This is a genomic window from Parvibium lacunae (assembly GCF_003335215.1).
GTDB lineage: Bacteria > Pseudomonadota > Gammaproteobacteria > Burkholderiales > Burkholderiaceae_D > Parvibium > Parvibium lacunae.
This window is the reverse complement of record NZ_QPGB01000002.1, coordinates 165,743-190,296: the sequence shown is the minus strand read 5'-3', so window position 1 is coordinate 190,296 and position 24,554 is coordinate 165,743. Positions and strand designations below refer to the sequence as shown.

The 24,554-nt window shown below is 50.9% G+C and carries 22 protein-coding genes and 1 tRNA gene; 18 read left to right on the top strand and 5 right to left on the bottom strand.

The genetic code is table 11. From position 1 onward, the window contains the following. The first annotated feature begins 8 nt into the window (after positions 1–8). On the top strand, positions 9–1,481 hold the full coding sequence (locus DU000_RS04970; protein ID WP_114402265.1) for a class I SAM-dependent DNA methyltransferase: 1,473 nt from the start codon (positions 9–11) through the stop codon (positions 1,479–1,481). Between the two features lie 80 nt (positions 1,482–1,561). Next, on the top strand, positions 1,562–1,858 hold the full coding sequence (locus DU000_RS04965) for a hypothetical protein (protein WP_114402264.1): 297 nt from the start codon (positions 1,562–1,564) through the stop codon (positions 1,856–1,858). Positions 1,859–1,875: 17 nt separating this feature from the next. On the opposite strand, the gene DU000_RS04960 is transcribed toward DU000_RS04965, so the two are convergent. From DU000_RS04960 to DU000_RS04940, 5 genes are all read right to left on the bottom strand, one after another. Then, positions 1,876–2,220: a nucleotide pyrophosphohydrolase gene (locus tag DU000_RS04960; protein WP_114402263.1), complete on the bottom strand. Its 345-nt coding sequence runs from the start codon at positions 2,218–2,220 to the stop codon at positions 1,876–1,878. 11 nt (positions 2,221–2,231) lie between these two features. Next, a complete protein-coding gene (gene zapE / locus DU000_RS04955) occupies positions 2,232–3,326 on the bottom strand; it encodes a cell division protein ZapE (RefSeq protein WP_114402262.1) in 1,095 nt (364 codons plus the stop codon). An 81-nt stretch (positions 3,327–3,407) separates the two neighbouring features. Continuing rightward, on the bottom strand, positions 3,408–4,832 hold the full coding sequence (gene lpdA / locus DU000_RS04950; protein ID WP_114402261.1) for a dihydrolipoyl dehydrogenase: 1,425 nt from the start codon (positions 4,830–4,832) through the stop codon (positions 3,408–3,410). Positions 4,833–5,129: 297 nt separating this feature from the next. After that, positions 5,130–6,413, bottom strand: a complete 1,284-nt coding sequence (gene odhB / locus DU000_RS04945; RefSeq protein WP_114402260.1) for a 2-oxoglutarate dehydrogenase complex dihydrolipoyllysine-residue succinyltransferase — start codon at positions 6,411–6,413, stop codon at positions 5,130–5,132. A 71-nt stretch (positions 6,414–6,484) separates the two neighbouring features. Next, positions 6,485–9,343 (bottom strand): 2-oxoglutarate dehydrogenase E1 component, encoded by a 2,859-nt coding sequence (locus DU000_RS04940; protein ID WP_240001808.1) that lies wholly within the window; start codon positions 9,341–9,343, stop codon positions 6,485–6,487. A 512-nt stretch (positions 9,344–9,855) separates the two neighbouring features. On the opposite strand from DU000_RS04940, the gene tpiA reads away from it, so the two are divergent. The 16 genes from tpiA (at position 9,856) to DU000_RS04860 (ending at position 24,547) form a co-directional block, all read left to right on the top strand. Then, positions 9,856–10,623: a triose-phosphate isomerase gene (gene tpiA, locus DU000_RS04935; RefSeq protein ID WP_114402259.1), complete on the top strand. Its 768-nt coding sequence runs from the start codon at positions 9,856–9,858 to the stop codon at positions 10,621–10,623. Between the two features lie 61 nt (positions 10,624–10,684). Beyond that, positions 10,685–11,020 carry a preprotein translocase subunit SecG gene (gene secG / locus DU000_RS04930; protein ID WP_192878447.1) on the top strand — a complete coding sequence of 112 codons (336 nt, stop codon included), beginning with the start codon at positions 10,685–10,687 and terminating at the stop codon, positions 11,018–11,020. A gap of 21 nt (positions 11,021–11,041) precedes the next feature. Further along, positions 11,042–11,126: transfer RNA gene (locus DU000_RS04925), tRNA-Leu, on the top strand. Between the two features lie 96 nt (positions 11,127–11,222). Then, the gene (gene ndhC / locus DU000_RS04920; protein ID WP_114402258.1) at positions 11,223–11,585 is read left to right on the top strand and encodes an NADH-quinone oxidoreductase subunit A; all 363 of its coding nucleotides are present in this window, start codon (positions 11,223–11,225) and stop codon (positions 11,583–11,585) included. Between the two features lie 42 nt (positions 11,586–11,627). Continuing rightward, positions 11,628–12,128 (top strand): NuoB/complex I 20 kDa subunit family protein, encoded by a 501-nt coding sequence (locus DU000_RS04915; protein WP_114402257.1) that lies wholly within the window; start codon positions 11,628–11,630, stop codon positions 12,126–12,128. A 29-nt stretch (positions 12,129–12,157) separates the two neighbouring features. Next, positions 12,158–12,757 (top strand): NADH-quinone oxidoreductase subunit C, encoded by a 600-nt coding sequence (locus tag DU000_RS04910; protein WP_114402767.1) that lies wholly within the window; start codon positions 12,158–12,160, stop codon positions 12,755–12,757. Beyond that, entirely contained in the window at positions 12,757–14,010 is a 1,254-nt protein-coding gene (locus tag DU000_RS04905; protein ID WP_114402256.1) for an NADH-quinone oxidoreductase subunit D, read from the top strand. Before DU000_RS04910 ends, DU000_RS04905 begins: the two co-directional genes overlap by 1 nt. A gap of 184 nt (positions 14,011–14,194) precedes the next feature. Further along, positions 14,195–14,683 (top strand): NADH-quinone oxidoreductase subunit NuoE, encoded by a 489-nt coding sequence (gene nuoE, locus DU000_RS04900; RefSeq protein ID WP_205074017.1) that lies wholly within the window; start codon positions 14,195–14,197, stop codon positions 14,681–14,683. After that, positions 14,680–15,975, top strand: a complete 1,296-nt coding sequence (gene nuoF / locus DU000_RS04895) for an NADH-quinone oxidoreductase subunit NuoF (protein ID WP_114402255.1) — start codon at positions 14,680–14,682, stop codon at positions 15,973–15,975. The genes nuoE and nuoF overlap by 4 nt, the downstream gene beginning before the upstream one ends. Before the next feature lie 40 nt (positions 15,976–16,015). After that, complete coding sequence (nuoG, locus tag DU000_RS04890) at positions 16,016–18,352, top strand: NADH-quinone oxidoreductase subunit NuoG (RefSeq protein WP_114402254.1); 2,337 nt, start codon at positions 16,016–16,018, stop codon at positions 18,350–18,352. A gap of 24 nt (positions 18,353–18,376) precedes the next feature. Next, positions 18,377–19,444: an NADH-quinone oxidoreductase subunit NuoH gene (gene nuoH / locus DU000_RS04885; RefSeq protein WP_114402765.1), complete on the top strand. Its 1,068-nt coding sequence runs from the start codon at positions 18,377–18,379 to the stop codon at positions 19,442–19,444. A 17-nt stretch (positions 19,445–19,461) separates the two neighbouring features. Continuing rightward, positions 19,462–19,950: an NADH-quinone oxidoreductase subunit NuoI gene (gene nuoI, locus DU000_RS04880; protein WP_114402253.1), complete on the top strand. Its 489-nt coding sequence runs from the start codon at positions 19,462–19,464 to the stop codon at positions 19,948–19,950. A gap of 61 nt (positions 19,951–20,011) precedes the next feature. After that, positions 20,012–20,671 (top strand): NADH-quinone oxidoreductase subunit J, encoded by a 660-nt coding sequence (locus DU000_RS04875; RefSeq protein ID WP_114402764.1) that lies wholly within the window; start codon positions 20,012–20,014, stop codon positions 20,669–20,671. Between the two features lie 13 nt (positions 20,672–20,684). After that, on the top strand, positions 20,685–20,990 hold the full coding sequence (nuoK, locus tag DU000_RS04870; RefSeq protein WP_114402252.1) for an NADH-quinone oxidoreductase subunit NuoK: 306 nt from the start codon (positions 20,685–20,687) through the stop codon (positions 20,988–20,990). A 17-nt stretch (positions 20,991–21,007) separates the two neighbouring features. Then, on the top strand, positions 21,008–23,008 hold the full coding sequence (gene nuoL / locus DU000_RS04865) for an NADH-quinone oxidoreductase subunit L (protein ID WP_205074034.1): 2,001 nt from the start codon (positions 21,008–21,010) through the stop codon (positions 23,006–23,008). A 51-nt stretch (positions 23,009–23,059) separates the two neighbouring features. Continuing rightward, a complete protein-coding gene (locus DU000_RS04860; RefSeq protein ID WP_114402251.1) occupies positions 23,060–24,547 on the top strand; it encodes an NADH-quinone oxidoreductase subunit M in 1,488 nt (495 codons plus the stop codon). Positions 24,548–24,554 lie beyond the last annotated feature (7 nt).

Sequence of the window (24,554 nt, the reverse complement as noted above, 5' to 3'; positions counted from 1 at the left end):
GATTACCCATGAATACTTCTTCTCTTGTTCAAAAAGTCTGGAACTTTTGCCACACCTTGCGCGATGACGGCGTGAGTTATGGCGATTATCTGGAGCAGCTTACTTACTTGCTGTTTTTGAAGCTGGCGCACGAATACGCGCAAGCGCCATACAACCGTGATACGCATATCCCGCAGGGCTATGACTGGGCGAGTTTGCGCAGCAAAGTGGGCGAGCCACTGGAGGCGCATTACTTGGCGGTGTTGCACAAGCTGGGCCAAGAGTCGGGCATGTTGGGGGCGATTTTTTTTAAGGCACAAAACAAAATTCAAGACCCGGCCAAGCTCTCGCGCTTGGTGCAACTGATTGATGCGGAAAACTGGATTAGCTTGGATGCGGATACCAAAGGCGATTTGTACGAAGGCTTGCTGCAAAAGAACGCGGAAGATACGAAGAGTGGAGCGGGCCAGTACTTTACGCCCCGCGCACTGATTGAGGCCATGGTGGCCTGTGTGCAGCCCGAGCCGTTGAAAACGATTGCGGACCCGGCCTGTGGTACGGGCGGCTTCTTTTTGGGGGCCTATAGCTGGCTCACGCGCCCAGGTGCAAAGCTGGATAAACGGCAGAAAGAATTTTTGCGCGACCAGACTTTTCACGGCAATGAAATTGTGCCGAATACGCGGCGCATGTGCTTAATGAATTTGTTTTTGCATAACATTGGCGAGCTGGATGGCGAACCCTCGGTAGAGCGTTCGGATGCCTTGATTGCAGAACCTAAGCTGAAGGTGGATTATGTGTTGGCGAATCCACCGTTTGGTAAAAAAAGCAGTATGACAATTACCAATGAGGAAGGCGAAGAAGACCGCGAAGCGCTCACCTATGAGCGGCAAGATTTTTGGGAAACCACGTCGAACAAGCAGCTCAATTTTTTACAGCATATTGTGAACATGCTGAAAATAGAAGGCAAGGCAGCGGTGGTGTTGCCCGATAACGTGCTGTTTGAAGGCGGAGCGGGGGAAAAAATTCGCCGCAAGTTGCTGGAGACTTGCGATGTGCATACGATTTTGCGTTTACCCACCGGCATCTTCTATGCACAAGGGGTGAAAGCGAACGTGGTGTTTTTTGATAACGCGCCAAAAGACGGGCGGGTGCATACCAAAGGTGTGTGGTTTTATGATTTGCGAACAAACCAGCATTTCACGCTGAAAACGCGTCCGCTTAAATTTGCTGACTTGCAAGACTTTATCAATTGCTACCACCCTGAAAACCGCCATGAGCGCCACGAAACAGAACGCTTTAAGTGCTATTCGTATGAAGAATTGATGGCGCGGGATAAGGCGAGCCTAGACCTATTTTGGCTGAAGGATGACAGCCTTGATAACTTAGATGACTTGCCACCCCCCGATGTGTTACAGCAAGAGATTATTGAGCACCTAGAGGCGGCATTACAGTCGTTTCGCGATGTGGCGGCTGCCTTGCCTGCCCGTATGCAAGTAGAATAAGCAATGGTGTTCTCTTTTTATCAAGTCTATTGCGTGTTAATAGGACAAGATTTCGATTACAACAATGCTAGGCTAGAATAATGAGAGATCCAACAGTCTTAAGGCAAATAGAAAATGTTTTCCATAGCCTGATTCGATTGCGGGCGGCGCAATACATTGACAAATATGCGTTGGCTTTACCATTGCTAAAGCCGACTCCGGCAGGCGAGGTGGCGGTATTTCGAGTACCAGGGATGGGCTATTTTTCTTACCAGTGGCAGCAAACCGGTGCGCAGTGGTGGCTTGACGTCGAAAGCCGTTATACGGCGATCAGTGGTTCTGGGCAGCGCCATCGCGTGACGGCCCAGGGGGCGAGCTTACTTGAAGATGGTTTTTAAACGAGGGTTAGCGTCTCTCATGCATCAGGGCTGATTATCGCCGGATATTTGTGTGCATTCTTTTGCAGTTTTTGTGTAATCGCTTGATTCAGATCGACTTCAAGCACCTGCGCCATCCGCACGAGATAGATAAAAACATCGGCGAGCTCATCTCTTACCGCTTCACTCGTGTGGGGATGATGCGCAACCAGTTTGGACTCCGCTTCACTCAGCCATTGAAAAATTTCAACCAACTCACCGACTTCACCCGTTAAGGCCATCGCCAGATTTTTCGGTGAGTGAAACTGTGTCCAGTTTCTTGCTTGCGCGAATTCAGTGAGAGTCTTTTCGAGTTTAGATAGCTCAATCAAAGGGGCAGTCATCGTCTTAAAGCCTAAAAAGAGTGAATGATCGCGCGTCGAGGCGCTTCAAGATATTCTTTCGATTGCATTTCCACGATCCGGCTCACGGTGCGGTGAAACTCATTGGCCAATTGGCCCGCAATGTACAACGCTTCGGGCTGATCGGCGGCGGACATAATCAGCTTAATGCCGTGGTCGTAAAATACATCGATTAGCCAGGTAAAGCGCCGGGCAGCCGATGACATGGCCGCACTCATCACCGGTACATCGGAAACAATCACGGTGTGGAATTGGCTGGCAATTTCTAGGTAGTCGTTTTGCGAACGGGGTCCATCGCACAGTTCTCTGAAGCTAAACCACACCACGCCACCGGCGCGGCGAATGGCTTTGAGTTGACGTTGCTCAATCATTAGCTCCGGTTTTTCATCCGGCGTTTCGGCCAGCGCTTCAAAGCTACTGCTGAGTTGTGCCTGAGTTTGTTCATTGATAGGTGCAAGGTAGACCTGCACTTGCTCTAGTGAGCGGCGGCGATAATCAATGCCCGCATCCACATTCAGAATGTCGATTTTTTCTTTGAGCAGGGCAATCGCGGGCAGAATGCGGTCGCGGTGTAGGCCTTCGGGGTAGAGTCCATCCGGGTGATAGTTGGAGGTCATCACAAACACCACGCCATTTTGATAGAGCCGGTCGAGTAGGCGATGCAAGATCATGGCATCGGCAATATCGGAGACATGAAACTCATCAAAACAAATCAGGCGATATTTGCGGGCAATCCGTTTGGCCACTTCATCGAGCGGATCGGCAGTACCACGGAGTTCTTCCAGTTCACGATGCACAGCACGCATAAACTCATGGAAGTGAATGCGGGTTTTGCGTTTAACGGCGACGTGTTGGTAAAACAAGTCCATCAAAAAACTCTTGCCGCGCCCGACGCCACCATACATATATACGCCACGCGGTAAATCTGGCCGTAATAGCAGCCGCTTGAGGGTGCTGGCACGAATTTCCTTGTAATTGGCCCAGGCGTCAACGCATTCATTCAGGCGTGTGACGGCTCGGAGTTGCGCATCGTCGGCAACATACCCTTTGGCGTGCAGGGCTGAATGGTATTGTTCAACCAGCGTCATGTGAATTAAATTTGAAGATTAGTGGGGGGGGGGGTAAAAAACAAAGGGGAGCTAGGCTCCCCTTATCTTTAGCCTACATGCTTACATGTTGAGCGCACGTTTATCGCAGGCTAGTGCAGCTTCTTTCACTACTTCGGATAAGCTGGGGTGGGCATGGCAAATCCGGCCAATATCTTCAGAGGCGGCTTTGAATTCCATTGCCATCACCACTTCCGCAATCAGATCGGAGGCGTGGCTGTTGATGATGTGGGCACCCAGCACTTCGTCAGTCTTGGCATCGGCGAGGATTTTCACAAAACCTTGTGAATCACCTTGACCCAGAGCGCGACCATTGGCCATAAAGGGGAAAGAGCCCACTTTGTAAGTGCGGCCTTCGGCTTTGAGCTGTTGCTCGGTGGCGCCCACCCAAGCCACTTCGGGGGAGGTGTAGATCACCCAAGGAATAGTGTTGAAATTGCAATGGCCGGCTTGGCCAGCGATCAGTTCTGCCACCATCACGCCTTCTTCTTCCCCTTTGTGGGCGAGCATCGGGCCACGCACCACGTCACCAATCGCCCATACACCAGCGACGGCGGTTTGGCAGTGATCGTTAACGTCGATTTGGCCACGTTCGTTGGCTTTCAGGCCAATCGCTTCGAGGTTGAGACCGTCGGTATTGGGCACGCGGCCAACGGAGACGATCAGGCGATCACATTCCAGCTTCTGCGCAGCGCCAGCCGCATCGGTGTAGTTAACGACTACGCCTTTTTTGGTGGTAGCCACGTCGCCGATTTTCACGCCAGTGCTTATCTTCAGCCCTTGTTTGGTGAAAATCTTTTGCATTTCTTTGGCCACGCCTTCGTCGGCGGCGGCTAAGAAGGATGGGGCGGCTTCGAGGATTTCAACGTCAGCCCCCAAACGGCGCCAAACTGAGCCCAGCTCCAAACCAATGACGCCCGCGCCGATCACGCCGAGTTTTTTAGGGATGGCATCAAAATTCAAGGCGCCTTCGTTATCGCAAATCAGTTTGTTATCGACGGGAATGCCAGCCAAGTGGCGAGCTTTGGAGCCAGTAGCAACAATCACTTGCTTAGCGGTGAATACTTCACCCGCGACATCCACTTGTACACCCGCATCGGTTTTGCCAACGAATTTACCGTAGCCTTTGAGTAGCGTAACTTTGTTCTTGCGGAATAGGAATTGAATGCCACCGGTCATTTTGTCAACGATGGCATTTTTGCGGCCCACCATTTTCGCGACATCGACTTTGGCGCTGGAGACGCTAATGCCGTGGTCATCTAAATGATGTTGGATTTTTTCAAATTCTTCAGAAGAAGCTAGCAGGGCTTTAGAAGGAATGCAGCCGACGTTTAAGCAGGTACCACCGAGGCGGGGTTCGCCTTTGGGGTCAGCATAGGCATTGCCTTCAGCACAGGCGACGCTAAAACCGAGTTGTGCGGCACGAATCGCCGCAATGTAGCCAGCAGGGCCAGCACCAATCACGAGGACATCAAATTGTTTAGACATAGGAAATCCCAAAAATAATCACAAGGTCCACGGAGAAAATACAATTAAGTTTGCTCAGAAAAATGGGGTCAGACTCAAAGTTTTTTCGCCCTGTGCGGCTCAAAAAATTGAATCTGACCCCATTTTCTATGTGCTCCGTGGTGAACTGTGCATTTAAAAAATTCATTCACGTATTCCAGCAAGCAATAGGAAGGAGAACGAGGCGGCTAGAAAATTCACGCGGAGATAGTACCTAACAGTACAGCGAGCATGAATTTTCGTAGCCAACAAAGTTATCGTTGCTATTGCAAACTGGAATTACAGATCGAGTAAGAGGCGAGCTGGATCTTCCAGTGCTTCTTTCATGGCAACCAAGCCGAGAACCGCTTCACGACCGTCGATGATACGGTGGTCGTAAGACATGGCGAGGTAGTTGATCGGGCGAATCACGATTTGACCGTTTTCAACCACTGCACGATCTTTGGTGGCGTGAATGCCGAGAATCGCGGATTGCGGTGGGTTGATAATCGGGGTGGAGAGCATAGAACCAAACACGCCACCGTTAGAAATCGAGAAGGTACCGCCAGTCATTTCTTCAATCGACAATTTACCGTCTTTGGCTTTTGCACCGTATTCAGCAATTTTCTGTTCGATCTGGGCCAAGCTCATTTGGTCGGCGTTACGCAGAATCGGTACCACCAAACCACGGGGTGAGCCAACAGCGATACCGATATCGAAGTAGCCGTGGTAAACGATGTCGTTACCATCGACAGAAGCGTTCAGGACGGGGTATTTCTTCAGAGCATGCACAGCGGCCTTGACGAAGAAAGACATGAAACCGAGCTTAACGCCATGCTCTTTTTCAAACTTGTCTTTGTACTTGTTACGCATGTCCATCACGGGCTGCATATTGACTTCGTTGAACGTGGTCAAAATGGCGTTGGTGGCTTGCGATTGCAGCAGACGCTCAGCCACGCGCGCGCGTAGACGGCTCATGGGTACGCGCTGCTCTGGACGGCCTTCAGTGATACCGCTCAAGGCAACGGGGGCAGCAACTTGTTGCAGTGCCGGTTTGGCGCTGGCTGCAGGAGCTGCTGCTGCTGCGGGAGCGCTGGCTTTGTTGGCGGCTGCGGCAAGGGCGTCACCCTTGGTTACGCGGCCATCTTTACCCGTACCGGCGACGTTTGCGGCGCTCAGGTTGTTTTCGGTCAAAATCTTCGCGGCAGAAGGCATGGCAACGCCAGCTGCGCTATTGCTTGCCGGTGCGGCGGCAACAGGTGCGGGTGCAGGTGCGGCAGCTGGAGCTGCGGCGGGCGCGGCTGCTGCTGCAGCTGGTGTGGAAACAGCGGCACCGGCTTTACCTTCGGTATCAATTTTTGCAATCAATTGATCGGCGGTGACGGTAGCACCATCGGCTTCAATGATTTCAGCCATCACGCCCGCAGCGGGCGCAGGCACTTCGAGCACCACTTTGTCGGTTTCGATTTCGATCAGGATTTCGTCTTGTGCAACCGCTTCACCGGGTTTCTTTTTCCAAGAGAGCAGGGTTGCTTCGGCAACGGATTCGGACAGTTGCGGAACTTTCACTTCTACTAAGGCCATTTTAATTCCTCAATAATTCTGGTATTGAACATGTCAGCCCAGCGCGTGGACGGCTGGGCTGTGTTTCACAATCATTTGTTAATGACAAAACCTTTGAGTCGCGTAAACGCGGCTTCAATCAGGGCTTTCTGTTGTTCGTTGTGTTTAGCGTAATAACCCACGGCTGGTGAAGCAGAAGCAGGACGGCCAGCGTAAGCCAGTTTTTGTCCTTCATTCATGTTTTCCAGCAGGTTGTGCTGTACAAAGAACCAAGCGCCTTGGTTTTGTGGCTCATCTTGTACCCAAACCACTTCTTCGGCTTTGGGATACTTTTTGAGCTCGGCGGCAACGGCTTTGTGCGGGAAGGGGTAAAGCTGTTCCACGCGCAGAATGGCCACATCGTTCACCTTGCGGTTGCGACGTTCAGCAACGAGGTCGTAGTAAACCTTACCGCTACAGAACAGTACACGTTTAACTTCTTTCGCATTGGCTTCGCCGGAATCTGCGAGGACAGTTTGGAAACCGCCTTTCGCGAGTTCGCTCAGATCCGATACCGCTTCTTTGTGACGCAGCAAGGACTTGGGTGTCATCAACACCAGTGGTTTGCGGAAGGGGCGAACCATTTGACGGCGCAAGATATGGAAAATCTGGGCGGGCGTCGTGGGTTGTGCCACTTGCATATTGTTTTCTGCACAGAGCTGCAGGAAGCGCTCTAGGCGGGCAGAGGAGTGCTCTGGGCCTTGACCTTCGTAGCCATGTGGCAGCATCAGGGTCAAGCCAGACAAGCGGCCCCACTTCACTTCACCAGAGGAAATGAATTGGTCGATTACCACTTGTGCGCCGTTGACGAAGTCACCGAACTGGCCTTCCCAAATGACGAGGGAATTGGGTTCGGTCGTCGAGTAACCGTATTCAAAACCGAGCACGGCTTCTTCAGATAACACCGAGTCAATCACGAGGAATGGGGCTTGGCCTTCGGAAACATTCTGCAGAGGAATGTAGGTGCCAGAATCCCATTTTTCACGATTTTGATCGTGCAAAACTGCATGGCGGTGGGTGAAGGTACCACGGCCACAATCTTGGCCGGTAATGCGCACGGCATAGCCACTGGACACCAAAGAGGCAAACGCCAAGTGCTCGCCCATACCCCAGTCGAGTTTTTGCTCGCCTTTACCCATGTTGGCGCGGTCTGCCACGACTTTTTCAACCAAGCTATGGGGTTTGAAATCTTTTGGCAGGGTGGTAATGCGTTCAGACAAACGCTTCAGTTCGGCCAGCGGTACGGCGGTATCGCCAGCGTCTGTCCATTTACGATTAAGGTAAGGTGTCCAGTCGGTAGCGTATTTGCGTTTGAAGTCGGTCAGTACGGGATCAACCGTGTGACGGCCTTCGTCCATCGCTTTACGATAGGTTTTAACGAACTCATCGCCTTCATCCGCTTTGAGCACGCCTTGGGCAGTCAGTTTGTCGGCGTACAGTTTACGGGTGCCGGGGTGCTGACCGATTTTCTTGTACATCAGCGGCTGAGTCAGCGCGGGGGTGTCTTGCTCGTTGTGACCCAACTTGCGGAAACAGATGATGTCCAACACGACGTCTTTTTTGAAGGTCTGACGGAAATCCACGGCGATTTGTGTCGCGAGGATCACCGCTTCGGGATCATCACCATTGACGTGCAGTACGGGCGCTTCAATCATCTTGACCACGTCAGAACAGTAGATCGTGGAGCGGGAGTCGCGTGGGTCAGAGGTCGTGAAACCAATCTGGTTGTTAATCACGATATGTACCGTACCGCCGGTACCGTAACCACGGGTTTGGGCGAGGTTCAGGGTTTCCATAACCACGCCTTGGCCGGCAAACGCAGCATCACCGTGTACTAAGACGGGCATAACTTGTGAGCCATTGGTATCGCCACGGCGATCTTGGCGGGCGCGGGAAGAACCTTCCACGACGGGGTTCACAATTTCCAAGTGTGAAGGGTTGAAGGCCAAGGTCAGATGTACGGGACCGCCTTCGGTAGAAACATCGCTCGAGAAGCCTTGGTGATATTTCACGTCACCGGCTGAGAGGTCATCGGAATGTTTACCTTCAAATTCGGCAAACAAATCGGCAGGCATTTTGCCCAGTGTGTTAACCAAAACGTTCAGACGCCCACGGTGGGCCATGCCGATCACGATTTCTTGAATACCTTGTTTGCCCGCGCGACGGATGATTTCATCCATCGAGGCTATGAAGCTTTCGCCGCCTTCGAGCGAGAAGCGTTTTTGGCCCACGTATTTCGTGGCCAAGTAGCGCTCTAAGCCCTCGGCTGCCGTCAAGCGTTCCAGAATGTGTTTTTTCTGGTCGGCGGTGAATGCGGGAGTCGCACGGCTGCTTTCCAAGCGTTCTTGAATCCAGCGTTTTTGGGCTGGATCACTGATATACATAAACTCGGCACCAATGGAGCCGCAGTAGGTGTCGCGCAGCGCGTTAATAATATCGCGCAAGCTCATTTCTTCCTGGCCGAAATACAGATTGTTCGCATTGAACACGGTATCCATATCGGCTTCGTCCAGGTCGTAGAAGCTGGGTTCCAATTCGGGAATGGCTTGACGTTCTTGGCGATGCAGGGGGTCCAAATTGGCCCAGCGGCAACCGAGGAAACGGTAAGCAGCAATAATCGACTGCACATGCACTTGCTTACGGGCAACGGCCAGATCAGCAGTCGCAACCTTAGGCATCAGTGTGCCTTGTTTCGCACGCAATGCAAATGAGTCAACAATAGGAGCATGGGGGACATCACGTGTTCCAACAGCACCATCAGCGGCGGGAACATTCTGTAGCGCATCAAAGTAGGCACGCCACTTTTCTGGAACCGAGGCAGGGTTATCCAGATAGTTTTCATAAAGCTCTTCTACGTAGGGTGCGTTACCACCGAACAAATAAGAGTTGTTTTGGAACTGCTTCATTAACATATCGCTTCACCTTTCAAGTCGAGTTTCTCGCTTAAGATGCGGGTTGGTTACCTGGCTGGCAGAAAAAAAGCATTCTGCGGCAGCACCCTTCGCGACATGGCTACGCCATGTCCGACGAATTGCGACCCAGACAAATTGTGGACGGGTGTCTTACATATTGGCTGAAACTAGGTAAACGGACCGCAATCATACCCTTTTCTATGGCTGGCGGGTAGGGGAGTTGGTGAAAAGTTCTTGTGCGCTCTCGCTTTGCTGGCTTACTCTAGGCTTGATTTTTGTGCGGTGTGATAGCAGGAACCAGGATGCCGTCATCATGCTACGTGCTGTGCGGTAGCGCTCTGCGCAGTGGGTTGGATCTATCTTTGTGGGCGTGCTGTGTTGTCTTAGCGTCGCTTTAGTTTGACCAAACCTAGGGCTAAGCGGTAGAATGTCGCTCCTTTCTTTTGCTGTGTGCATTGCACAAAAGCGCAAAAATTAGGCATTTTAATCGTGGTATCAATTTTGAGTTAAGCATGACGCAGCGCAAAAAGTTAATTGCTGGCAACTGGAAAATGAACGGCAGTTTGTCGGCAAATCAGGCTTTGTTGTCTGGCCTGGTAGGGCAGTCGCAAGGGTTGGTGGCAGACGTTGCTGTGTGCGTACCTTTTCCCTATTTGGCGCAAGCTCAAGAAGTGCTGAAAGATTCGGCTGTTGCTTGGGGGGCGCAAACCCTGAGCGAGCGTGAGCCTGGCGCTTGCACGGGTGAAGTGGCGGCGTCCATGTTGCAAGAGTTTGGCTGCCGCTATGTGATTGTTGGTCATTCAGAGCGCCGTACCCTGTTTGGTGAGTCGAGTGTTGTAGTTGCGCAGAAGGCAGAGCATGCTCGTGTGTCAGGTTTGTGCCCAATTATTTGTGTGGGGGAAACCCTTGCCGAGCGCGAGTCAGGTGCGACGCTAAATGTGTTGAAATCTCAGTTGGAGCCCTTGAGGGCTGGATTGTTGACTTCTGCTGATTTTGTATTGGCTTATGAGCCTGTGTGGGCGATTGGGACAGGTAAAACAGCAAGTCCTGAGCAGGCGCAGGAGGTGCATGCCTATCTGCGTAACTGGTTAGTTGAGCGTGCTGCGGCAATCAGCCTCGAGGCACAGCAACGCATTGCTGGGGTGCGTATTTTGTACGGTGGCAGCATGAAGCCGGCCAATGCGCAAAGTTTGTTGGCGCAGCCTGATATTGATGGTGGTTTGATTGGCGGTGCCTCATTGGTGCTAGAAGAATTTTTGGCTATTTGCCGCGCGGCATGAGCCTTCCAGTTTCCTCAAGCTGAGGGGTGGGGGGTAAAAGCCTAAAAAATGTAAAGGAATGATGGTGAATTTTTTACATGGTTTGTTAGTGGTTTTGCAGGTTGTATCGGCGCTGGGCGTGATTGTCTTAGTGTTGCTCCAGCATGGTAAGGGTGCTGATATGGGGGCTGCTTTTGGTGGTGGCTCTTCGGGTAGTTTGTTTGGGGCGACTGGTTCAGCAAATTTTTTGAGCCGGACCACGGGTGTCCTAGCGACGATTTTTTTTGTGGCGACGCTCGGTATTACTTGGTTGGCAACTGTGCAGCCCAAGCAGGGTGAGAGCGTGGTTGATCGTGTCCGCGCGAACGCGCAAGAAGTTGCGCCTGCCGCACCGCAAACCAACGAAATTCCGAAGTAAAATATAGGCTGTAAAAAATATGCCGACGTGGTGAAATTGGTAGACACGCTATCTTGAGGGGGTAGTGGCGCAAGCTGTGCGAGTTCGAGTCTCGCCGTCGGCACCAAATAGAGAGGGCATCAGACGGGTTCTGGTGCCTGTTTTTTGTCTGGCTAGTATTGGCTAGATGGGTAAAAGGTGTGTATCTCAGTGTGGCGACCGCATGTTAAATATTGCTGATTATTTACCTGTTCTTCTCTTTATTCTTGTTGGCGCCGCGGTAGGCGTGGTGCCCATGCTCCTTGGCCGACTTCTCGGTGCTCACAATCCTGATCCTGCGAAAAATTCAGCTTACGAATGCGGTTTTGAAGCATTTGAAGATGCGCGCATGAAATTTGATGTGCGATATTACTTGATCGCTATTCTCTTTATTTTATTTGATCTTGAGACAGCCTTGCTGTTCCCTTGGGCTGTGGCGTCAAAAGAGTTAGGTTTTGAGGTCTTCCTAGTGGTGATGGTTTTTATTGCCGAGTTGGCGCTGGCTTTCTTCTATTTGTGGAAGCGCGGAGCGTTAGATTGGGAATAGGGCAGTTGTCTCTTGTAGGTTTGCAAATAGCAGGGCGATGATATGAGTATTCATGGGGTCTTGAATGAAGGGTTTATCACCACGCAGGCCGATAAACTAATTAATTGGGCGCATACTGGCTCGTTATGGCCAATGACGTTTGGCTTGGCTTGTTGCGCTGTAGAGATGATGCATGCGGCGGCAGCGCGTTACGATTTGGACCGCTTTGGTGCAGGGGTGTTTCGCCCCAGCCCACGTCAGTCTGATTTGATGATTGTGGCAGGTACGCTGTGTAACAAAATGGCCCCAGCGTTGCGTAAAGTGTATGACCAAATGCCCGAGCCGCGCTGGGTGATTTCGATGGGTTCCTGTGCTAATGGTGGTGGTTACTATCACTACTCTTATTCGGTCGTGCGTGGTTGTGACCGCATTGTGCCAGTGGATGTCTATGTGCCAGGTTGTCCCCCAACAGCCGAGGCTTTAGTGTACGGCCTGATTCAATTGCAAAACAAAATCAAGCGCAACAATACCATTGCGCGTAACCCTTCGGCTAAAGCCGCTTAAGTCAACGTGAAAGGGTGATGATGGCCGTGATGACAGTCAAACTTCAGAATCTCGAGCAAGCGCTGCGCGAGGTGTTAGTGGATAAGGTGCAATCCCTGTCCTTTGCTTTGGGTGAATTAACGTTGGTGGTCAAGGCGAGTGATTACTTGAGTGTTTGCCAGCAATTGCGTGATGAGCCTACCTTGGGTTTCGATACCTTAATTGATTTATGCGGCATGGATTATCAGTCGTATGCTGAGGGTGCGTGGGATGGCCAGCGCTATGCGACGGTCTTGCATCTCTTGTCTGTGGTGCATAACTGGCGTCTACGTGTCCGTGTATTTGCGCAAGATGATGAATTTCCTCTGTTGGATTCGGTGAGTCCTATCTGGCCTGCTGCCAATTGGTTTGAGCGTGAGGCCTTCGATTTGTATGGCATTGTTTACGATGGCCACAATGATTTGCGCCGCATTTTGACTGACTACGGTTTTGTCGGGCATCCATTCCGTAAAGATTTCCCTGTTTCTGGTTATGTTGAAATGCGCTACGACGCCGAACAAAAGCGGGTGGTGTATCAGCCTGTGACAATTGATCCCCGCGAAATTACCCCGCGCATTATTCGTGAAGAAACTTATGGGGGTAACAAGTAATGGCTGAGATCAAGAATTACACACTCAATTTTGGTCCCCAGCACCCAGCCGCACACGGCGTACTCCGCCTTGTGTTGGAGTTGGATGGTGAGGTCGTGCAGCGTGCCGACCCCCATATTGGCTTGCTCCATCGCGCGACAGAAAAACTCGCTGAAAGCAAGACCTTTATTCAATCCTTGCCCTACATGGATCGTCTCGACTATGTGTCGATGATGTGTAATGAGCATGCCTATGTCATGGCGATTGAGAAGATGCTCGGTATCGAGGTACCGATTCGTGCCCAGTATATCCGGGTGATGTTTGATGAAATTACCCGTTTGCTGAATCACTTGCTCTGGTTGGGCTGCCACTCGCTGGATGTGGGCGGCATGACGACCTTCCTGTATTGTTTTCGCGAGCGTGAAGACCTATTTGACTGTTATGAAGCCGTTTCCGGTGCGCGTATGCATGCGGCTTACTATCGCCCGGGCGGCGTCTATCGTGATTTGCCCGATAGCATGCCGCAATATCAGGCTTCAAAAGTCCGGAACGCGCGCGCTGTGAAAGCGATGAATGCGAATCGTGAAGGTTCCTTGCTCGACTTTATCGAAGACTTCACCAATCGCTTCCCAACTTATGTTGATGAATATGAAACCCTGTTAACGGATAACCGTATCTGGAAACAGCGCTTGGTGGATGTGGGTATCGTGACGCCGGAGCGAGCCAAAGCCTTGGGTTTTACCGGCGCGATGTTACGCGGCTCTGGGATTGCTTGGGATTTGCGTAAACAGCAGCCGTACGAGGTTTACGATCAGATGGACTTTGATATCCCCGTGGGTAAAAACGGCGATTGCTATGACCGCTATTTGGTCCGCGTGGAAGAAATGCGTCAGTCCAATCGCATCATCAAACAGTGTATTGACTGGCTGCGCAAGAACCCTGGCCCAGTCATGACGCAAAACCATAAAGTGGCACCGCCTTCGCGTGTAGGTATGAAATCCAACATGGAAGAGCTGATTCACCACTTCAAGCTGTTTACCGAAGGTATGCATGTGCCTGAAGGTGAGGCTTACGCCGCAGTAGAGCATCCCAAGGGCGAGTTTGGTATTTACCTGGTTTCTGATGGCGCCAACAAACCGTATCGGTTGAAAATCCGTGCGCCTGGGTTCCCGCATTTGGCGGCCTTAGATGAAATGTCTCGCGGCCATATGCTAGCTGACGTGGTGACGATTATTGGTACACAAGATATTGTATTCGGCGAAATTGATCGCTAATTGAGTCATAAAGGGCACTTCTAGAAATTTAGAATTTCGAGATGAAGTGCTAGGAGCCGCGGAACGAGAAGTGAAATAGTATGCGGTTATACAGTGAACGACGAGCGGGGTGTTGAAAATAAGTGCGACAACGCCGAGTTTTTAACATCTTGCTCGAAAAATGAATTTATAGAGGTGCCCAAACATGCTGCTCTCCGCAGAAGCATATAAACAAATTGATCGCGAGTTAGCGAAATATCCCGCAGAGCAAAAACAGTCTGCGGTGATGTCTGCGCTGCGTATCGCGCAAGTTGAAAAAGGTTGGTTGTCACCTGAGGTCGTTGAAGATGTCGCGAACTATTTGGGTATGCCGCCGATTGCGGTGCATGAGGTTGCGACGTTTTACACCATGTACAACAATCAGCCAGTGGGTAAATTTAAAGTGACGGTCTGTACTAATCTGCCTTGCGTATTGTCGGGTGGCAACAAGGCAGCGCACTATCTGCAAGAAAAGTTGGGCATTCACTTCAATGAAACCACTGCCGATGGCGCGATTACCTTGAAAGAAGGCGAGTGTATGGGTTCCTGTGGCGATGCCCCAGTGATGCTGGTCAATAACCATCGCATGTGCAGTTTTATGAGCAACGAAAAAATTGATGCCTTGCTGAATGAGTTGCAAGGAGCAGCGAAATGACCTGTTTACACGATCGCCACATTCAACCCGTGATTTTGGCTGGCCTAGATGGCCAAAATTGGCATTTAGCCGATTACGTTAAGCGCGGTGGCTATGAAGCCCTGAAAAAAATTCTCAGTGAAAATATCTCGCAAGAGCAGGTCATTGCCGAAATTAAAACCTCGGCCCTGCGTGGACGCGGCGGTGCAGGTTTCCCGACCGGCCTCAAGTGGAGTTTTATGCCCCGGCAATTCCCTGGGCAAAAATACTTGGTTTGTAACTCGGATGAGGGCGAGCCTGGTACCTTTAAAGACCGCGATATTCTGCGTTACAACCCGCATGCCTTAATCGAAGGCATGGCGATTGCCGCCTATGCAATGGGCATTACTGTTGGCTACAACTACATCCACGGCGAAATCTTCGATACCTATTTGCGTTTTGAAGAAGCCTTGGAAGAAGCCCGTGCTGCAGGTCTGCTGGGCAATAACATCCTCGGCAGCCAGTTTAGTTTCCAATTGCATGCCCACCATGGTTATGGTGCCTATATTTGTGGTGAAGAAACAGCCTTGCTGGAGTCGATTGAAGGCAAAAAAGGCCAGCCGCGCTTCAAACCACCTTTCCCCGCAAGTTATGGTTTGTATGGCAAACCGACGACCATTAATAATACCGAAACGTTTGCAGCCGTGCCTTTCATTATGCGGATGGGTGGGCAGGCTTATTTGGAAATGGGCAAGCCTAACAATGGTGGCTCGAAAATTTTCTCCGTTTCTGGCGATGTGGCTAGGCCCGGTAATTACGAAGTGCCGATGGGTACGCCTTTCGCTAAGTTGCTCGAATTGGCTGGCGGCATGCGTGATGGCAAAAAGATCAAAGCGGTGATTCCCGGTGGCTCATCTATGCCGGTATTGCCCGGTGATGTGATGATGGCCACCGATATGGATTACGACTCGATTGCCAAGGCGGGTTCTATGCTGGGCTCGGGGGCGGTGATCGTGATGGACGAAACGCGCTGTATGGTGAAATCTTTATTGCGCTTGTCCTACTTCTACTACGAGGAAAGTTGTGGCCAATGTACGCCATGCCGTGAAGGCACAGGCTGGTTGTATCGCATGGTTAAGCGCATTGAACACGGCGAAGGCCGTCCAGAAGATCTGGATATGTTGAACAGCGTTGCTGACAATATTCAAGGCCGCACTATTTGCGCCTTGGGCGATGCTGCGGCCATGCCCGTGCGCGCTTTCTTGAAACACTATCGTGATGAATTTGCTTATCACATTGAGCACAAGCGCTGTCTCGTGCCCGCTTATGTGTGATGGCACTTGTGCGTAATGGTTAAATAGTTAAGGTAACGCAATGGTTGAACTCGAAATCGACGGCCAGAAAATCGAAGTGCCCGAAGGTAGCATGTTGATGCATGCCACTGAAAAGCTGGGCACGTATGTACCGCATTTCTGCTATCACAAAAAATTGTCGATTGCGGCCAATTGCCGCATGTGCTTGGTGGAAGTAGAAAAAGCGCCAAAACCGTTGCCCGCCTGCGCGACACCGGTTACACAAGGTATGGTGGTCCGCACCGCATCCGCCAAAGCCGTGCAAGCCCAAAAAGGCGTGATGGAATTCTTGCTGATTAACCATCCGCTCGACTGCCCGATCTGCGATCAGGGTGGCGAGTGTCAGTTGCAGGATTTGGCCGTTGGTTATGGTGGCTCAAGCTCACGTTACGCGGAAGAAAAACGGGTGGTCGAGCCCAAACCAATGGGGCCGCTGATTTCTGCGCAAGAAATGAGCCGTTGCATCCAATGTACCCGCTGTGTGCGCTTTGGTCAGGAAATTGCGGGTGTGATGGAGCTCGGCATGCAAGGCCGTGGCGAGCATTCTGAAATTATGTCTTTCGTCGGCCGTTCGGTCGATTCCGAGTTGTCCGGCAATATGATTGATTTGTGCCCTGTCGGCGCGCTCACCTCCAAGCCTTTCCGCTACAGTGCGCGTACTTGGGAATTGTCCCGTCGTAAGTCCGTTGCGCCCCATGACAGCTTGGGTTCTAATTTGATCGTGCAAGTGAAGAACAACAAAGTCTTGCGCGTGTTGCCACTGGAAAACGAGGCGATTAACGAATGCTGGTTGTCTGATAAAGATCGTTTCTCTTACGAAGCCGTCAATAGCGAAGACCGTCTGCTCAAACCCATGATTAAACAGGGCGGTGAGTGGCGTACCGTGGAATGGCAAGTTGCGTTGGAATACGTGGCGAATGCTTTGCGCGATGTGGTCAATCAATATGGCGCAGATGCGGTGGGCGCGTTGGTATCCCCCCATAGCACGCTCGAAGAAATTTTCTTGGCGCATAAGCTGCTGGCCAGCTTAGGGGTAAAAGACGTCGATGCACGTCTCCGCCAAGCTGACGCCCAGCCTTTGGCGAGTGTGCCTTGGCTCGGTGCCAGCATTGCAGATGTCGCGCAGGCTGATCGTTACCTGGTAGTGGGTTCATTCCTGCGCAAAGATCATCCGCTGCTGTCCGCCAAAATTCGTCAAGCCACCAAGCGTGGGGCGAAGGTCAATGTGCTGCACGCAAGCAATGATGATTTGCTCATGCCCGTCGCGAACCAAGCGATTGTGGCCCCCAGTGCTTGGTTATCCACCTTGGCGGAAATTGCCGTGGCCGTGGCCCAAGCGAAAGGCGTAGCTGCACCTGCGGTCTTTGCACAAGTACAAGCCTCCGCAGCAGCCCAACAAATCGCGGCAAGTTTAGTCTCTGGCGAGCGTGCCGTTGTCCTGCTTGGTAATGCCGCTGCACAGCATCCGCAAGCCGCGCAATTGGCTGCCGTCGCACATTGGATTGCGCAGCAAACGGGCGCACGTTTTGGCTATACCGTCGAAGCAGCAAATAGTGTGGGCGCGAGTTTGGTGGCGGCCACTGCTTCTGGCCCGGCTGCGGCGAATACCGCACAACAAATTCTGGCTGCTAATAAAAAAGCGTATGTCTTGTTTGATGTTGAAGCCCAATTAGATACTGCTAACCCGGCGCAAGCGCGTGCGGCGCTCAGCCAAGCGCAAACCGTGATTGCCTTCACCAGCTTCCAGTCGGTTGCCAGTGAATACGCGGATGTGTTACTGCCGATCACGCCGTTTACTGAAACCGCCGGTTGCTTCGTGAATGCTGAAGGGACGGTGCAGAGTTTCCACGGGGTTGTTCGCCCTGCCGGTGAGGCGCGTCCAGGCTGGAAAGTCTTGCGCGTACTGGGCAATATTCTCGGTGCGAACGGTTTTGAGTACGAATCCGCTGAAGCGGTGCGTGAAGAAGCCTTGACGGCCATTGGGGATGTTGTAGCACGTCTGAGTAACCAGCCTGCCATTGCGATTGAGCAGGTCACCCTATCCGCTGCTACCTCAAGTCTAGAGCGCTTAGCAGATGTGCCCGTGTACTTTGCTGATGCCTTGGTGCGGCGTGCGCCTAGCTTGCAAGTAACCACAGATGCTGCCGCACCCGTCGTCCGTATGAATGCCGCAACTGCTGAGAAACAGAGTGTGGCAGGCGCTACGCAGATCACTGTTGTTCAAGAGGGCCAGAAAGTTTCCCTGCCGCTGGTGATTGACGCCGCTCTGGCCGATGGGGTGGTTCGCATTCCGGCCGCGCATCTGACAACGTCTGTTCTTGGCGCCCAGTTTGGTCAAATTTCGGTGGAGCGTGTGTAAATGAATGAACTGTTCACAACCCTCATGACTACCGTACAAAGCCAAGGCACAGTTCTGTTCGGCGCCTATTGGCCTGCTGTTTGGGCAGTGGTGTGGTCTTTAGTGAAAATCGTGGCGATTGTCGCCCCACTAATGTTGGCTGTGGCCTACACCACCTACATGGAGCGTAAAGTCATCAGTTACATCCAAGTTCGGATTGGACCTCAGCGTGTTGGCCCGATAGGTTTGCTCCAGCCGATTGCAGACGCGATTAAACTGATTCTGAAGGAAATTATTGTTCCTTCCGGTGCGAATAAGGGACTCTATATATTGGCACCTGTGATGGTGATTATGCCTGCCCTCGCCGCATGGGCGGTTGTTCCATTTGGCCCAGAACTGGTGCTGGCGAATGTAAATGCGGGTCTGTTATTTATTATGGCAATTACATCACTGGAAGTCTATGGGGTGATTATTGCAGGTTGGGCCTCCAACTCTAAATACGCTTTCCTCGGCGCCCTGCGCGCATCGGCACAAATGGTCTCTTATGAGATTGCCATGGGCTTTGCCTTGCTAATTGTGTTGCTGGTCTCAGGCAGCTTAAATTTAGGGGATATCGTCATCGCCCAGCAAAAAGGTTGGGGCGCTGAACAAGGACTCAACTTTTTGTCCTGGAATTTGATTCCACTGTTCCCGATTTTTGTGATTTACCTGGTTTCTGGTGTCGCTGAAACAAACCGCCATCCCTTTGATGTGGTTGAAGGCGAGTCCGAAATTGTGGCTGGCCATATGGTTGAGTATTCCGGTATGTCCTTTGCCATTTTCTTCTTAGCCGAATACGCCAACATGATTTTGATTTCTGCGCTAACGGCGATCTTCTTCTTGGGCGGTTGGTCGGCACCGTTTGCCTTTTTGGAATTCATCCCGGGTTTCGTCTGGTTAATTGCCAAAATTTTCTTTGGTTTGTTTTTCTTTATCTGGATTCGTGCCACCTTCCCACGCTATCGCTATGACCAGATTATGCGACTAGGGTGGAAAGTATTTATCCCCCTGACCTTGGTTTGGTTAGTTGTGGTTGCAATTTGGATGCAAACACCCTGGAATATCTGGAAATAATGTTGGAATAGCCAAACATGGAAGCCATTAAAGATTTTTTTAGCAGCTTAATGCTGCGCGAACTGTTAAAAGGCCTAGCGCTGACGGGGCGGTACCTGTTTGCGCGTAAGGTAACCATTCAGTTTCCTGAAGAAAAAACGCCGCAATCTCCGCGTTTTCGCGGCTTGCATGCGTTGCGACGCTACCCCAATGGCGAAGAACGCTGTATCGCCTGTAAGCTGTGTGAGGCAGTTTGCCCTGCAATGGCCATCACGATTGAGTCTGAGCAACGGGACGATGGCAGCCGCCGCACTACTCGTTACGACATTGATCTCACCAAATGCATTTTTTGCGGTTTTTGCGAGGAATCTTGCCCGGTGGATTCGATTGTCGAAACCCACATTTTGGAATACCACGGCGAAAAGCGTGGCGATCTGTATTTCACCAAAGAGATGTTGCTCGCAGTGGGAGACCGTTACGAAGCAGAAATCGCGGCGCGGCGTGAGGCAGATGCGCCTTATCGCTGATCATCTCGCTCAGCACTTCAATCTGCTGAAGCGCTTGTGTATTAAGGAATCGTAATTCATGATCAATTTCACTGCTGTCTTATTTTATGTGTTCGCTGGTATTTTGATACTGGCGGGTCTGCGTGTGATCACCGCACGCAATCCTGTGCATGCAGCCTTGTTTCTGGTGCTTTCCTTCGCCTCAGCAGCCGCCTTATGGATGTTGTTGCGGGCTGAGTTCTTGGCAATCGCGCTCATACTCGTTTATGTTGGCGCTGTAATGGTGCTGTTCCTGTTTGTGGTGATGATGCTCGATATCAATATCGATAAATTGCGTCAAGGATTCTGGACCCATCTTCCGGTGGCGGCGATTGTTGGCGTAACGATTGTGTTGGAGATGGCAATGGTCATTTTCCACACTTTCCGTGCTGACCGTTTACCGGCTGCCAACACCGTCAAGGATGTCTCCAGTATCAAAGGCTTTGCTGAACAAATTTTTGTCCAGCATGTATTGGCCTTTGAAATTGCTGCGGTTATTTTGGTCGTCGCTTTGGTCGCCGCTGTGGCCCTTACCTTGCGTGGCCGTAAAGACGCGAAGCGACAGATTCCAGGGTTGCAAGTCAAGGTAAAAGCGGCAGACCGTGTTCGATTGGTTAGCATGCCTGCCGTCAAGGACATCCCTGCTGCGATAGACGCAACCCCCAATGCTAATAGCGCCAACCCTACGGCCAACCCTAAATGAGAGCGTATTCAATATGGTGCCACTGACCCATTATCTTGTACTCGGCGCGATTCTGTTTGCCATTAGTGTCGTTGGTATTTTTCTAAACCGGAAAAATATCATCGTGTTGCTGATGGCGATTGAGTTGATGCTGTTAGCAGTCAACATGAATTTCATCGCGTTTTCCAGTTACCTGGGAGATTATGCAGGGCAAATATTTGTCTTTTTTATCCTGACGGTAGCCGCTGCAGAGTCGGCAATCGGGCTGGCTATCTTGGTCGTATTGTTCCGCAACTTGAATACGATTAACGTCGATGAATTAGGCCAACTGAAAGGCTAATGAGGCAGTTTATGACAATGCAACAGGTATATTTACTCGTCCCACTGGCACCCTTAGTTGGCGCGATATTGGCAGGGCTTTTGGGTAAGCAGATTGGCCGAATCGGCGCGCATACGGTCACCATATTGGGTGTGCTGATTGCCTTCTTAGGCTCAATTTGCGTATTCATGGATGTCCGTGCGGGGAATACCTTTAATGGCACTGTTTACGAGTGGATGCGTTTGGGTGATCTCAAGTTTGAAGTCGGGTTTCTCATCGACTCCCTGACTGCGACCATGATGTGTGTCGTAACCTCTGTCTCGTTGATGGTTCACCTATACACGATTGGGTACATGAAAGAAGACCCCGGTTACCAACGCTTTTTTGCCTATATCTCGCTGTTTACCTTTGCCATGCTGATGCTCGTGATGAGCAATAATTTCCTTCAACTGTTTTTTGGTTGGGAGGCAGTTGGCTTAGTGTCCTACCTGTTGATTGGGTTCTGGTATACCAAGCCATCCGCCATTTATGCCAACTTGAAGGCGTTTTTGGTGAATCGAGTCGGCGATTTCGGCTTTATATTAGGGATCGGTTTACTCCTCGCGTATGCTGGCAGCCTAGATTACGTTGAAGTCTTTGCGCAGCGCGAGCAGCTGGTGGCACAAGCCTTTCCCGGAACCGATTGGGGATTGCTGACGGTTGCTTGTATCTGCCTTTTCATCGGTGCAATGGGCAAATCAGCGCAATTCCCGCTGCATGTCTGGCTGCCTGATTCGATGGAGGGCCCAACGCCTATTTCTGCTTTGATTCACGCTGCAACCATGGTGACTGCCGGTATTTTTATGGTTGCGCGCATGTCGCCACTTTTCGAGCTTTCCGATACTGCATTGAATTTCATTATGCTCATCGGTGCGATCACCGCGCTATTTATGGGCTTTCTGGGGATCATCCAAAATGACATCAAGCGTGTGGTTGCTTATTCCACCCTGTCACAGCTCGGTTACATGACAGTCGCATTGGGCGCATCCGCCTACTCCGTTGCCATATTCCATTTGATGACCCATGCTTTTTTCAAGGCGCTACTCTTCTTGGGTGCAGGGTCGGTGATTATGGGTATGCATCACGATCAAGATATTCGTAACATGGGCGGGGTCTGGAAATACATGCCAATTACTTGGTTAACCTCTCTCTTGGGGTCCTTGGCATTGATTGGCACGCCTTTTTTTGCTGGTTTTTACTCGAAAGACTCCATTATAGGCGTCGTGATGGAATCGCACCTTCCAGCCGCCCAGTTTGCCCAGTTTGCGGTGCTTGCTGGCGTCTTTGTGACCGCCTTTTATTCTTTCCGCATGTTCTTTTTGGTCTTCCATGGTAAAGAGCGCTTCGGTCATGCACATCATCATGAGGAAGAGGGGCACGATGATCACCACCACGGTCTTGCCCCAGGTGAAAAGCCGCATGAGTCTCCTTGGGTCGTGACCTTACCGCTGGTTTTATTGGCGATTCCGTCAGTGATGATTGGTTATGTGGCTTTGGAGCCGATGCTAGCGGGTACTTATTTCAAAGACGTTATTTTTGTTGATGTCGCTAAACACCCGGCGTTAGCTCACTTTGTAGAACACCATGTAGAGCATGGCCCATTGGCAATGGCGCTGCATGCGTTTACTACCTTGCCTTTTATTCTGGCGCTTGCTGGAGTCATTACCGCTTGGTACTTCTATTTAGTGAAGCCGGCTATTCCTGCTTGGTTCAAAGCCAGGCTCGGTTGGTTGCATGCGGTCTTAGAAAATAAATATTTCCTCGATAAGTTGAATGAAGTTGTTTTTGCTGCGGGCGCTCGTGGCTTAGGGCGCGGACTCTGGAAAATGGGAGACCAGCAAATTATTGACGGTGTGATGGTTAACGGTAGTGCCAAGTTAGTCGGTTGGTTAGCTGGCGTTGTGCGCCATATTCAATCTGGCTATCTGTACCACTATGCCTTTGCTATGTTGGTTGGTTTACTCGCTTTGTTAACCGGGTTTGTTCTTTTCGCGAAATAAACGACTTCAGCACACGATATTGCCAGATAAAAATTTACAAGGGTAACCCTGATGCAAGCAACACTACCTTATCTTTCCCTCGCCATATGGCTACCAATTGCCTTTGGTTTGTTTATATTGATTTTCGGTCGTGACACCGCGCCTGCCGTGACCCGTGCAGTTTCTTTACTTGGTAGTGTCTTGAGTTTCTTAGTCACCTTGCCCTTATTGAGCCTATTTGACGGCAGCCAGGCATCGATGCAATTTGTCGAAAAGTCACCTTGGATTGACAGTCTTAACATTAACTATCATCTGGGTGTTGATGGGATTTCATTCTGGTTTGTGATCTTAACGGCGTTGATTACGGTCATTGTCGTGATTGCTGCTTGGGAAGTCATTGAGCAACGTGTTGCTCAATATATGGCGTCTTTCTTGATTCTCTCCGGTCTGATGATCGGGGTATTTTGCGCGCTTGATGGTTTGTTGTTTTACATCTTTTTTGAAGCGACACTCATTCCTATGTACATCATCATCGGGATATGGGGAGGGCCTAATCGAGTCTATGCTGCGTTTAAATTTTTCCTATACACGCTACTCGGTTCCCTGCTGACATTGGTCGCGTTGCTCTATCTGTATTTCAAGGCAAATCAGAGTTTTGATATCTTGGCATGGCATAAACTGCCGTTGTCACTGGATGCCCAAGTGGTTCTATTTTTTGCTTTCTTTATGGCCTTTGCTGTCAAAGTTCCGATGTGGCCAGTCCATACTTGGTTGCCAGATGCACACGTAGAAGCCCCGACGGGTGGCTCTGTGGTGCTGGCAGCGATTATGCTGAAGTTAGGGGCTTATGGTTTCCTCAGGTTCTCGCTCCCAATTCTGCCTGATGCCAGTCATAACCTTGCGCCGTTTATCATTACGTTGTCTCTGATTGCGGTGGTTTACATTGGTGTTGTCGCGCTAGTTCAGGCCGACATGAAAAAGTTGGTGGCGTATTCTTCTATTGCGCATATGGGTTTCGTCACACTTGGATTTTTCATGTTTAACGAATTGGGTGTGGAAGGGGCCATCATCCAAATGATCTCGCACGGTTTTGTATCTGGCGCCATGTTCCTTTGTATTGGTGTTTTATATGACCGTGTCCATTCTCGTCAGATCGCAGATTATGGTGGCGTGGTTAATACCATGCCAAAGTTTGCCGCCTTCTTCCTCTTGTTTGCCATGGCAAATTGTGGGTTGCCGGCTACCAGTGGTTTTGTTGGTGAATTCATGGTGATTCTCGGCGCAGTCGAATATAACTTCTGGATAGGTTTGTTGGCCGCAACAACCTTGATTTTTGGTGCAGCCTATTCGCTGTGGATGTATAAGCGTGTGGTGTTCGGGGCGGTGAGTAACCCAAACGTTGCTGCTTTAAAAGATATCAACGGCCGTGAATTTTTGATGTTGGCGATCATGGCTGGCTTGGTTCTTTACTTTGGCCTTTTCCCTAAACCGCTGACTGATGTTACGCACGCCTCTGTGGTCGAATTACTCAAACATGTGGCTGTTCCCAAGGCTTATTAATATGGAA